The organism is Pseudomonas sp. P4795 (assembly GCF_048822895.1).
Classification (GTDB): Bacteria; Pseudomonadota; Gammaproteobacteria; order Pseudomonadales; family Pseudomonadaceae; genus Aquipseudomonas.
Window position 1 is genome coordinate 206328 of the sequence record NZ_JBMFBT010000008.1, and the last position, 12816, is coordinate 219143.

6 protein-coding genes are annotated in these 12816 nt (G+C 61.8%); all 6 read left to right on the forward strand.

The window, feature by feature from the left end:
• Positions 1-146: 146 nt before the first annotated feature.
• The 6 genes from ACOI8A_RS22440 (at position 147) to ACOI8A_RS22465 (ending at position 12745) form a co-directional block, all read left to right on the forward strand.
• Positions 147-1934: a type I secretion system permease/ATPase gene (locus tag ACOI8A_RS22440; protein ID WP_420650739.1), complete on the forward strand. Its 1788-nt coding sequence runs from the start codon at positions 147-149 to the stop codon at positions 1932-1934.
• Entirely contained in the window at positions 1931-3280 is a 1350-nt protein-coding gene (locus tag ACOI8A_RS22445) for an HlyD family type I secretion periplasmic adaptor subunit (protein WP_420650738.1), read from the forward strand. The genes ACOI8A_RS22440 and ACOI8A_RS22445 overlap by 4 nt, the downstream gene beginning before the upstream one ends.
• A gap of 2 nt (positions 3281-3282) precedes the next feature.
• Positions 3283-4644 carry a TolC family outer membrane protein gene (locus tag ACOI8A_RS22450; RefSeq protein WP_420651513.1) on the forward strand — a complete coding sequence of 454 codons (1362 nt, stop codon included), beginning with the start codon at positions 3283-3285 and terminating at the stop codon, positions 4642-4644.
• Between the two features lie 147 nt (positions 4645-4791).
• Positions 4792-7743, forward strand: coding sequence for an autotransporter domain-containing protein (locus tag ACOI8A_RS22455; RefSeq protein WP_420650736.1), 2952 nt, complete (start codon positions 4792-4794; stop codon positions 7741-7743).
• A gap of 203 nt (positions 7744-7946) precedes the next feature.
• Entirely contained in the window at positions 7947-11033 is a 3087-nt protein-coding gene (locus ACOI8A_RS22460) for an autotransporter domain-containing protein (protein ID WP_420650735.1), read from the forward strand.
• A gap of 23 nt (positions 11034-11056) precedes the next feature.
• Positions 11057-12745 carry a polyurethanase gene (locus ACOI8A_RS22465; RefSeq protein WP_420650734.1) on the forward strand — a complete coding sequence of 563 codons (1689 nt, stop codon included), beginning with the start codon at positions 11057-11059 and terminating at the stop codon, positions 12743-12745.
• The last annotated feature ends 71 nt before the right edge of the window (positions 12746-12816 follow it).

Sequence of the window (12816 nt, forward strand, 5' to 3'; positions counted from 1 at the left end):
TGCGATAACGCTGACGCCGCAGTTGATCCGCGAAGTTGTTATCAAAGTGTAAGCGGACCATTGCACAGTACATCCGCGCCCGGTGCACGGACTATTAATCGAAGACGCGCCAGAGAGTGGCGAAGAATATTTTTCAGGAATGAACAATGAAGATGGCGAAGGCCCCAGCCACTGCTCCCTTATTTAAGGCATTGGGTGACTATAAAAGCATCCTGATCAGCGTCGGCTGCTTTACCGCGCTGATCAACGTGCTGATGCTGGTGCCCTCTATCTATATGTTGCAGGTCTACGACCGCGTGCTGTCTTCGCAGAACGAAACCACGCTGGTGATGCTGTCGCTGATGGTCGTCGGTTTCTTCGCGTTTATCGGCCTGCTGGAAGTGGTGCGCAGCTTCATCGTGATCCGCATCGGCAGTCAGCTGGAGCGGCGTTTCAACCTGCGGGTCTACCAGGCCGCGTTCGAGCGCAACCTGTTCAAGGGCGAGGGCAACGCCGGCCAGTCGCTGGGCGACCTGACGCACATCCGCCAATTTGTCACCGGGCCTGCGCTGTTCGCGTTTTTCGACGCGCCGTGGTTCCCGGTGTATCTGTTTGTGATTTACCTGTTCAACGTCTGGCTCGGCGTACTCGCCACGGCCGGCGCGCTGCTGCTGATCGCGCTGGCGTGCCTCAACGAATACATGACCAAAAAACCGCTGGGCGAAGCCGCCGGTTTCTCGCAGAAATCCAGCCAACTGGCCACCAGTCACCTGCACAACGCCGAAACCATTCAGGCGATGGGCATGCTCGGTGCGCTGCGCAAGCGCTGGTTCCAGGTGCATTCGCGCTTCCTCGGTCTGCAAAACCAGGCCAGCGACACTGGCGCGGTGATCAGTTCCCTGAGTAAAACCCTGCGTCTGTGCCTGCAATCGCTGGTGCTGGGCCTCGGCGCGTTGCTGGTGATCAAGGGTGACATGACTGCCGGGATGATGATTGCCGGTTCGATCCTGATGGGCCGCGTGCTCAGCCCGATCGACCAGTTGATTGCCGTGTGGAAACAGTGGAGCGGGGCGAAGCTCGCTTACCGTCGTCTCGATTCGTTGTTGCAAGCGTATCCGCCGAGCGATGAGGCCATGGCACTGCCGGCGCCGAAAGGCCAGATCACCTTCGAACAAGTCAGCGCCGGCCCTCCGGGGCAGCGCGCGGCGACTCTGCACATGGTCAATTTCAATCTGGCGGCGGGTGAAGTGCTTGGCGTACTCGGTGCTTCCGGCTCCGGCAAATCGACTTTGGCGCGAGTACTGGTCGGCGTCTGGCCAACCCTCGGCGGCACAGTGCGGCTGGACGGCGCGGACATCCATCGCTGGAATCGCGACCAGCTCGGCCCGTACATCGGCTACCTGCCGCAGGACATCGAACTGTTCAGCGGCAGCATCGCCGAGAACATTGCGCGTTTCAGCGACGCTGATCCGCAAAAAGTCGTGGCCGCTGCGCAGCAGGCCGGCGTGCACGAAATGATTTTGCGTATGCCGCAAGGCTATGACACACAACTGGGCGAGGACGGCAGCGGCTTGTCCGGCGGCCAGAAACAACGTGTGGCCCTGGCCCGTGCGATCTATGGCACGCCGAGCCTGGTGGTGCTGGATGAACCCAATTCCAACCTCGACACGGTCGGCGAAGCCGCGTTGTCCAGCGCCATCGTGCAACTCAAGGCCCAAGGCACCACGGTGGTGTTGGTGACGCACCGTTCCTCGGTACTGGCCCAGGCCGACAAGTTGCTGGTGCTCAACGACGGGCGTCTGCAAGCGTTCGGCCCGAGTCAGGACGTGCTCAAAGCGTTGTCCGGCAATCAGGAACAACATCGTGAGCAATCCCGGGAAAAACCTGCGCAAACACCGGGCGGGCTCAGCATGAGCCGGCAGTACCAGCCCTCGACAAGGAATTCGGGTGTATGACCAGCGCACGCATGAACACTGAAAACGAAGCAACCATGGAACACGCTTACATCACCGAGCGCCCGGAGCGCGACGCGAAATTTTTCGCACGCATGGGCTGGATACTGGCGGTGGTCGGCGCCGGCAGCTTCTTCACTTGGGCGGCATTGGCGCCGCTGGATCAGGGGATTCCGGTGCAAGGCACTGTCGTAGTCTCTGGCAAGCGTAAAGCCGTGCAGTCGATGAGCAGCGGCGTGGTCAGCCGGATTCTGGTGCGCGAAGGCGAAATCGTTAAACAGGGCCAGCCGCTGTTCCGCCTCGACCAGACTCAGGTCGCCGCCGATGTGCAATCGCTGCAAGCGCAGTACCGCATGGCGTGGGCCAGTCAGGCGCGCTGGGAAGCCGAGCGCGACAACCTCAAGCAAGTGACTTTCCCGGCCGAGTTGAGCAATGACCCGGATCCGCGTCTGGCGTTGGTGCTTGAAGGCCAACGCCAACTGTTCAGCAGCCGCCGCGAAGCGTTTTACCGTGAGCAGGCCGGACTGCGCGCGAGTATCGAAGGCGCCACCGCGCAACTCGCCGGCATGCGCCGCGCGCGCACCGACCTGACCGCTCAGGCCAGTTCGCTGCAACAGCAGTTGAGCAATCTGCAACCGCTGGCGGACAACGGCTACATCCCGCGCAACCGCTTGATGGATTACCAGCGTCAGCTGTCGCAAGTGCAGCAGCAACTGGCGGAGAACACCGGTGAAAGTGGCCGGGTCGAGCAGGGCATCCTCGAGTCGCGCCTGAAACTGCAACAGCACAGCGAGGAATATCAGAAGGAAGTGCGCACGCAACTGGCCGAAGCGCAGTTGAAAAGCGTGACCCTGTCCGAGCAACTGACCTCCGCCGGTTTCGACCTGCAACACAGCGAGATTGTCGCTACCTCCGACGGTGTGGCGGTCAATCTCGGTGTGCACACCGAAGGCGCCGTGGTGCGGCAGGGCGAAACCCTGCTGGAAATCGTCCCGCAAGGCACGCGTCTGGAAGTCGAGGGGCATTTGCCGATCAACCTGATCGACAAGGTCGGGCCGCACTTGCCGGTGGACATTCTGTTTACCGCGTTCAACCAGAGCAAAACCCCGCGCGTGCCGGGTGAGGTCAGCCTGATTTCCGCCGACCAGATGATCGACGAGAAAACCGGCGCGCCGTATTACGTGTTGCGCAGCAGCGTCAGCGATCAGGCCATGGAAAAACTCAACGGTCTGGTGATCAAGCCGGGTATGCCGGCAGAAATGTTCGTGCGCACGGGCGAACGGTCACTGCTCAACTACCTGTTCAAACCGCTGCTCGATCGGGCCGGCTCCGCGTTGACCGAAGAATAAGGATGTTCGGCTGTATGAATAAGTTTTCGATGCTGACGGCAGCGTTCGCGCTGCTGGCGGGCAACAGTGCACTGGCGGCCATGGGGCCGTTCGAGATTTACGAACAGGCGTTGCGCAATGACCCGGTGTTCCTCGGTGCGATCAAGGAGCGTGATGCCGGTCTGGAAAACCGCGCCATCGGCCGCGCCGGGCTGTTGCCCAAACTCGGTTACAACTACAACAAGGGCCGCAACTCATCAAAAGCCACCTCGCTCGATGAGCGCGCACGCAACAACGACACCGACAAACGCAACTACAACAGTTACGGATCGAGCCTGACCCTGCAACAACCGTTGCTCGACTACGAGGCGTATGCCGCGTATCGCAAAGGCGTCGCGCAGTCGCTGTTCGCCGACGAGAACTTTCGCGGCAAGAGTCAGGAACTGTTGGTACGGGTGCTGGATAACTACACCAAGGCCTTGTTCGCGCAGGATCAGATCGACATCGCTCAGGCCAAGAAAAAGGCCTATGAGCAGCAGTTCCAGCAGAACGAGCACATGTTCAAGCAAGGCGAGGGCACGCGCACCGACATTCTCGAAGCCGAGTCGCGCTATGAACTGGCGACCGCCGAGGAGATCGAGGCGCGTGATGAGCAAGACGCCTCGCTGCGTGAACTTGGAGCACTGATCGGCGTGCCTGCGGTCGACATCAACGACCTCGCGCCGCTGGATCAGAACTTCCAGACGTTCGCGCTGCTGCCGGCCAATTACGACACCTGGCACGAACTGGCGATCACCAATAACCCGAACCTGGCGTCGCAACGCCAAGCGGTGGAAGTTGCGCGTTATGAAGTGGAACGCAACCGCGCCGGGCATCTGCCGAAGGTCAGCGCCTATGCGTCGTTGCGCCAGAACGAATCGGAAAGCGGCAACACCTACAACCAACGCTATGAAACCAACACCATTGGTTTTGAAGTCAACGTGCCGTTGTATGCCGGTGGCGGCGTGTCGGCTTCGACGCGCCAGGCCAGCCGCACCATGGAACAGGCTGAATATGAGCTGGACGGCAAGACGCGCGAGACGCTGATCGAGCTGCGGCGACAGTTCAGCGCTTGTCTGTCGGGGGTGAACAAGTTGCGCGCTTATCAAAAGGCGCTGAGTTCGGCCGAGGCGCTGGTGGTGTCGACCAAGCAGAGCATTCTTGGCGGTGAGCGGGTCAATCTGGATGCGTTGAATGCGGAGCAGCAGCTGTTCACCACGCGCCGCGATCTGGCGCAGGCGCGCTACGACTATCTGATGGCGTGGACCAAATTGCATTACTACGCGGGGACCTTGAGCGAGCAGGATCTGGCCCGCGTTGACGAAGCTTTCGGCAAACGCCTCTGATCCCGTAGGAGCTGCCGGAGGCTGCGATCTTTTGATCTTGCTTCTGATCTTGAAAACAAGATCAAAAGATCGCAGCGTGCCGCAGCTCCTACAGGGTACGGGTGGCGCCGATATCGATTACCAAAACAAAAATAACGAGAAGTGAACATGGAAGTACGCATCAAGCCGATCGCGGTCGGCAGCCTGTTGCTTGTGATTTCTACAACCCAGGCCCAGGCCCAATACCTTGAAACCGGCAAACCCGGCGATGCCGCCAGTTGGCGCAGCGCTGAATTCCTGCGCGATTGGGGGCTGTCCCGCATGCAAGCCGAACAGGCCTACGCCGCCGGCATCACGGGCAAAGGGGTGAAAATCGGCGCCCTCGATTCCGGTTTCGATGCTGCCCACCCAGAGTTCGCCAGCGACCGCTATCACCCGGTCAATGCCAGTGGCAGCTACGTCGACGGTTCGCTGTTCAGCGTCAACGGCACCCTCAACCCGAACAACGATTCCCACGGCACCCACGTGGTCGGCACCATGGGCGCATCGCGCGATGGCGCTGGCATGCACGGCGTGGCGTACAACGCGCAGATCTACGTCGGCAACACCAATAAGAACGACAGCTTCCTGTTTGGCCCCAACCCCGATCCGCGTTATTTCAAAGCGGCTTACGACGCTATGGCCGACGCCGGCGTGCGCGCGATCAACAACAGCTGGGGCAGTCAGCCGCCGGATGTCAGTTACCGGACGCTGGCCGATCTGCACGCCGCTTATGCTCAGCACTGGAACAAAGGCACTTGGCTCGACGTGGCGGCGGACGTTTCGCGGCGCGGCGTGATCAACGTGTTCAGCGCCGGCAACAGCGGCTACCCGAACGCCAGCGTGCGCTCGGCGCTGCCGTACTTTCAGCCGGATCTGGAAGGCCATTGGCTGGCCGTATCAGGCCTCGATCAAAGCAATCAGCAGAAGTACAACCAGTGCGGCATCGCCAAATACTGGTGCATCACCACCCCCGGCGCGAAGATCGACAGCACCATTCCCGGCGGCGGCTATGCGATCAAATCCGGCACCTCAATGTCGGCGCCACATGCCACCGGCGCCTTGGCGTTGGTGATGGAACGCTATCCATACATGAACAATCAGCAGGCGCTCGAAGTGCTGCTGACCACTGCCACCCAGCTCGACGGTTCCGTGACGGACGCACCGACCGAACGCGTCGGCTGGGGCGTCGCCAACCTGAATCGGGCCATGCGCGGGCCGGGGCAATTGCTCGGTGCGTTCAATGCCAATCTGGCGGGCGGCCAGGCTGACGTGTGGAGCAACAACATCTCTGACAAGGCGCTGATCCAGCGTCAAAGCGAAGACCTCGCCGAGCACAGCGCCTGGCAGCAAACCGTGCAAAACAAAGGCTGGCAGAACGGCGTCGCAACCGGTGCCAGTCAGCAGGATCAGACCGACTACGCGGTAGGCATGGCGCGCGATGCGGCGGCGGCCGCTCGGGTTTATCAGGGCAGCCTGATCAAGTCCGGGGCAGGGCGGCTGATTCTGACGGGCGAAAACACCTATCGTGGCGCGACCACGGTCAATGGCGGTCTGCTGACGGTCAACGGTTCGCTGACTTCGGCGGTCACCGTGAATGACAGCGCCACGCTCGGCGGTTCCGGACGCATCGGCGCGTTGACGGCCAACAGCGGCGCTCGTGTTGCGCCGGGCAATTCCATAGGGACCTTGAATGTGGCCGGTGACGTGACTTTCGCGCCGGGTTCGACTTACGCGGTTGAACTGTCGCCGACCAGCAGCGACCGCATCGTCGCTGGCGGAACCGCGACTGTCAGCGGCGCCACTGTCAGCCTGTCACTGGAAAACAGCCCGACCCTGCTCAGCGCACCCGAGGCACGCAGCTTGCTCGGCCGGCAGTACGACATCCTGCAAGCGGCGGGCGGCATTCAAGGCCAGTTCGGCGCCGTGGTGCCGGATTACCTGTTCATCGGCGGCAATCTCGCTTACACCGGCAACGGCATTCAATTGAACGTCGAACGCAACGCGACTTCCTTCACCAGCGCCGGGCAAACCCCGAATCAGCGCTCTGTCGCGACTGCCGCCGAAAGCCTTGGCGCCGGCAATTCGGTGTACGAAAGCCTGTTGTTGTCGGCATCCGCCAGCGATGCACAACAAGCCTTCCAGCAACTCAGCGGGGAAATCTACCCGGCCCTCGGTTCGGTGTTGATCAACGACAGTCGCCAGTTGCGCGATGCCGTCGGCGAACGCCTGCACGATGCATCCGGCGCGCAAAGCAACGGTTGGATCAAAGCCCTCGGCGCCTGGGGCACGACTGATTCCAGCCACGACACCGCCGGTTACAGCACCGCGATTGGCGGACTGCTCGCGGGTGTCGACGGTGCGCTCGACGAGCAGACACGCATCGGTCTGGTCACCGGTTACAGCGACAGCTCGCTGAGCATGGGTTCGGGTACGCATTCCTCGGCCAAGGTCGACAGCTATCACCTCGGTGCGTACGCCGGGCACGAAATCGGTGCCTGGCGCCTGAGCACTGGCGCCGCCTACAGCTGGCATCGCGCCGATGTGAAACGTGACTTGCAGTACGGCGAGGTCAGCGCGAAACAGAAAGCCAAGGTCGATGCCGCTACCACCCAAGTGTTCGGTGAAGCGGCTTACCGGCTCGACCTGCAACCACTGGCGCTGGAACCCTTCGCCAACCTCGCTTATGTGCACCTGAATACCGACGGTTTCACCGAGAAGGGCGATGCTGCCGCGCTGAAAAGCGGCGACGACCAGCGCGATGCGGTGCTCAGTACCCTCGGCGTGCGGGCGCTCAAGACAATCAATCTGTCCGCCGGCCAAGCGCTGGACCTGAGCGGGCATCTTGGCTGGCAGCACAGCCTGAGCGACATCGAGTCCGAACAACATCTGCGCTTCGCCAGCGGTGGCAGCGCGTTTGCGGTGGAGAGTTCGCCGCTGGTACGTGACGCGGCGCTGGTCGGTGTCAGAGCCAGCCTGGCGCTGACCCGCGATGTGCGCGTGAACCTCGATTACACCGGCCAACTGGCCAGCCGCGAGAAGCATCACGGCGTCGGACTGAGCCTGAACTGGCAGTTCTGACCCAGGCTGAATGCCCCCTGTGGCGAGGGGATTCATCCCCGTTGGGTCGCGAAGCGGCCCCCTGCGTTCTGTCGGTTAGACCGATGTGAATGGTCTTGCGACTGCTGCGCAGCCGAACGGGGATAAATCCCCTCACCACAAGGACCCCGATCTACTCGGGGAGTAAACGGAATTTTCGCAACACAACTAAGGAAGGTCGCTGGATGAATAACAACAAAACACCCGCGCTATCGGGTGGACGCTTTCGCTTGAAAACCCTTAACGCGGCGGTGCTCTGCGCCTTGGCCACAGCGGGCAGCGCTCACGCGGCGCCTTATGTGGAAAATGGCCGGACCGGGGATGCCGGCAGTTGGCACAGCACTGAGTTCCAGGCCGATTGGGGCCTCGGCGCGATTGGCGCCGATCACGCTTACGCCGCTGGCTACACCGGCAAAGGCGTGAAACTGGGGATCTTCGACCAGCCGGTGTACGCCGCACACCCGGAGTTCTCCGGCACCAATAAAGTCGTCACGCTGGTCACCAGCGGCATTCGCGAATACACCGACCCGTACATCCCGGTCAAAGCCGGCGATGCGTTCCGCTATGACGGCTCGCCCTCGGTCGGCTTCGACGGCAAACTCGGCGCCCACGGCACGCACGTTGGTGGTATTGCAGCGGGTAGCCGCGACGGTGGCGTGATGCACGGCGTAGCCTTCGGTGCGCAGATCATCAGCGCCGATAACGGCGACCCCGGCCCGGAAGACGGCATCGTCCGCGGCAACGACGGCGCGGTGTACAAGGCCGGTTGGGATGCACTGATCGCCAGCGGCGCGCGGATCATCAATAACAGCTGGGGCATCGGCATCACCGACCGTTTCGATCTCGGTGGCAAAGACCCGGCGTACCCGCACTTCACGGTCAACGACGCGCAACTGCAGTTCAACGAAATCAGCACGTTGCTCGGCACCAAACCGGGCGGCGCCTATGACGGCGCAATCGCCGCCGCACGCAGCGGGATCGTGACGATCTTCGCCGCCGGCAACGACTACAACCTGAACAACCCGGACGCCATCGCCGGCCTCGGCTACTTCGTGCCGGAGATAGCGCCGAACTGGGTGACTGTCGCCGCGTTGCAAAAGAACCCGGATCTGGCCAGCGCCAATCCGTACATCATGAGCACGTTCTCGTCGCGTTGCGGCTACACCGCGAGCTTCTGCGTCTCGGCGCCGGGCACGAAAATCTTCAGCGCGATCATCGAAGGCACCAACGCCGACAACCTGACCACCGGCTACAAAAATTACAACGGCACCTCGATGGCCGCGCCGCACGTCGCCGGTTCCATGGCGGTGCTGATGGAACGCTTCCCGTACATGACCGGCGCGCAAGTCGCCAGCGTGCTGCGCACCACTGCCACCGACCTCGGCGCGCCGGGCGTCGACGCCTTGTACGGCTGGGGCATGATCAATCTGCGCAAGGGCATCGACGGCCCGGCGATGTTCGTCACCGAGCAGGATATCCCGCAGGAATTTCGCATCGAAGGCGCTTACGGTTCGAGCCAGTTCGTGGCCGATCTGCCGGGCATCGGCGCGATCATCGATCAGGGCAAACCGACCGAACGGCTGTGCAACGACATCACTTGCGGCCTCGACACCTGGCGCAACGACATTTCCGGGCACGGCGGTCTGACCAAGCAGGGCATCGGCACACTGGTAATGACCGGCGCCAACACTTACAGCGGCCCGACCCTGGTCAATCAGGGGCGACTGGCGATCAATGGCTCGCTGCAATCGGCGGTCACGGTCAACGACAGCGGCATCCTCGGCGGTAACGGGCGCATCGCGGCATTGACTGCGAAAAGCGGCGGCACCGTGGCGCCGGGCAACTCCATCGGCACCTTGAATGTCGCCGGTGACGTAGTGTTCGAACCGGGTTCGACCTACGCCGTGGAAGTCTCGCCAACCAGCAGCGACCGTATCGTTGCTGGCGGTACAGCCGTGATCGAAGGCGCAACCGTCGCCCTGTCCCTGGAAAACAGTCCGAACCTGTTGACCACTGGCGAGGTGCAATCCCTGCTCGGTAGCCAGTTCAACATCCTGCAAGCGGCCGGCGGCATTCAAGGCCAGTTTGGTCAGGTATTGCCAGACTACGCGTTCCTTGGCGGAACCCTCGCTTACTCGGCGAGCGGCGTTCAGCTTGAGGTGGGGCGCAATGGCGCGTCGTTCGCCAGTGTCGGCCTGACGCCAAACCAGCGCGCAGTCGGCGCGGCTGCTGAACGTCTGGGCGCAGGCAATGCGCTGTTTGAAACCCTGCTGTTGTCGGCCAATGCTGCCGTCGCACAAAACGCGTTCCAGCAACTGTCCGGCGAGATTCACCCGGCCATCGGCACCATGCTGCTCAACGACAGCCGTTACCTGCGCGATGCGGTCGGTGAACGTCTGCGTGAACGCGACATGTTCGATGCCGGCGCACCGACCGATGATCGCAGCAACGTCTGGATGAAAGTCCTCGGTGCTTGGGGCAAAAGCGATGGCGGGCATGAGAATGCCGATTCCACCAGCTCCATCGGCGGCCTGCTGGCGGGTGTCGACGGCTTGGTTGCTGAAGATACGCGTCTGGGTTTCGTTACCGGTTATAGCGACAGCTCGCTGAGCATGGGCGATGGCACGCACTCGTCGGCGTCAGTCGACAGCTATCACCTGGGTGCGTATCTGGGGCATCAAATCGATGCACTGCGTCTGAGCGTCGGCGGTTCGTACAGCTGGCACCGGATCGACGTCAAACGTGATCTGCAATTCGCTGACGTCAGCGGCAAGCAGAAAACCAAACGCGATGCGGCCACCACTCAGGTGTTCACCGAAGCGGCGTATGACCTGGGCCTGCAACCGATGAATCTGGAGCCGTTCGCCAATCTGGCTTACGTGCACCTGAACAGCGATAGCTTCACCGAAAAAGGTGATGCCGCCGCGCTGAAGGGCGGTGAAGACAACCGCGAAGCCGTGCTGTCGACCCTCGGCGTACGCGCCAAACGCACCTTTGCCCTGAGCGACAAACATCAACTGGAACTCGGTGCGACCCTCGGCTGGCAGCACAACCTGAGCAGCACTGGCGCCGAGCAACATCTGGCGTTCGCGAACGGTAACAGCGGCTTCAATGTGCAAAGCGTGTCGATGGATCGCAACGCCGCCGTAGTCGGTGTGCGCGCGGGTCTGGCACTCAATAAAGACGCGCGTCTGAATCTGGATTACAACGGCCTGATCGGTTCGAATGACAAGAACCACGGTGTCGGCCTGACCTTCGACTGGGCGTTCTGATTTACAGGAAGAGAGAGCACAACATGGGACTGTTCGATTATAAAAATGCCGATGGCAAAGCGTTGTACAGCGACGCCATCGCCCTCACGCTGTACGCCTACACACCGACCGGCCAGCCATTGCCGGCCACTGCCTGGGCGCCGATTGGCGCCACGGCGCTGGGCTATCAGGGCAAGGTCGGCGCGCAGGGTACGTTCTTCGGCGAGAAGGACGGCTTCACCAGCGCCGAGGCCGAAGTGCTCGGCAAATACGACGCGGCGGGCAAGCTGATCGGCATCGGCGTGGCCTTTCGTGGCACCGGCGGGCTGGATTACAGCGACACCTTCGGCGACATGAAAAACAACCTGCTGGCAGCGGTCGGCCCGGTGGATTACGCGAGCAATTACGCGAAAAACGCCTTCGACAATCTGCTCAAGGCAGTGGCTGCGTTTGCCACCAGCCACGGCATTGCGGCCAAGGACGTGTTGATCAGCGGCCACAGTCTCGGCGGCCTCGGGGTCAACAGCGTGGCGGAGTTGAGCACCAGCAACTGGGGTGGTTTCTACAAGGACGCGAATTACATCGCCTTCGCCTCACCGACCCAGAGCAGCACTGGCACTAACGTGTTGAACATCGGCTACGAAAATGACCCGGTGTTCCGCGCGCTGGACGGCACCACGTTCAGCAGCGGCTCGCTGGGCAAGCACGATGCGCCGCATGCCTCGACCACCGACAACATCGTCAACTTCAACGACAACTACGCCTCCACCGCGCAGAACCTCGTGCCGTTCAGCATCGTCAATCCGCTGAGCTGGTCGGCCCACGGTTCACTGGGGTATGCCGACGGTTTGAATCGAGTGATCGACTCGCAGTTCTACAACCTGACCAGCCAGGACTCGACCATCATCGTGTCCAATCTGGAGCAGGCGTCGCGCGGCAAAACCTGGGTGGAAGACCTCGGCCGCAGCGGTGAACCGCATACCGGCAGCACCTTCATCATTGGCACCGACAGCAACGACTGGCTCAAGGGCGGGGCGGGCAACGACTTCCTTGAAGGCCGCGCGGGCGATGACCGGTTCCGCGATGACGGCGGCTTCAACATCCTGCTTGGCGGCCAGGGCCAGAACACCTTCGAACTGCAAAAACCGTTGCAGAACTTCAGCTTCGCCAATGACGGCGACGGCACCTTGTATGTGCGCGACGCCTACGGCGGCATCAGCATGACCCGCGACATCGGCGCGCTGGTGAGCAAGGAGTCAGGTTCGTGGTGGAGCAGCAAGGAAATCACCTGGAATGTCACCGCCAAAGGCCTGGCCAATGGCAGTGAACTGACGCAGTACAACCATTCGCTCAACGGCGGCGCACTCGGTGACACGCTGAAAGCCACGGCTGACGGCGATTGGCTGTTCGGTCTGGGCGGCAACGATCACCTGCAGAGCGATAAAGCCAACGTGACCTTCGTTGGCGGCGCCGGCAACGACCTGATGAACGCGGTGGGTGGCAATAACACCTTTCTGTTCAGCGGTGCGTTCGGTTTCGATGCGATCAATGGCTATCAGGGCAGCGACAAGCTGGTGTTCATGGGTGTTGAAGGCGCGGGGCAGGGCTACGAAGTGCGGCAGCATGCGTCGCAAACCGGCGCCGATACCGTGCTGAAGATTGGCGAGTTTGCCGTGACGCTAGTGGGCGTGGGACTGGCTAATCTGTCGGATTCCAGTTTCGTATTTGCCTGACAAGGAGGCTGTAACAAGGCACTGAATGCTCCGGGGCGTCCCGCGAGGGGTGTCCTGGTTGTGAGCTATCT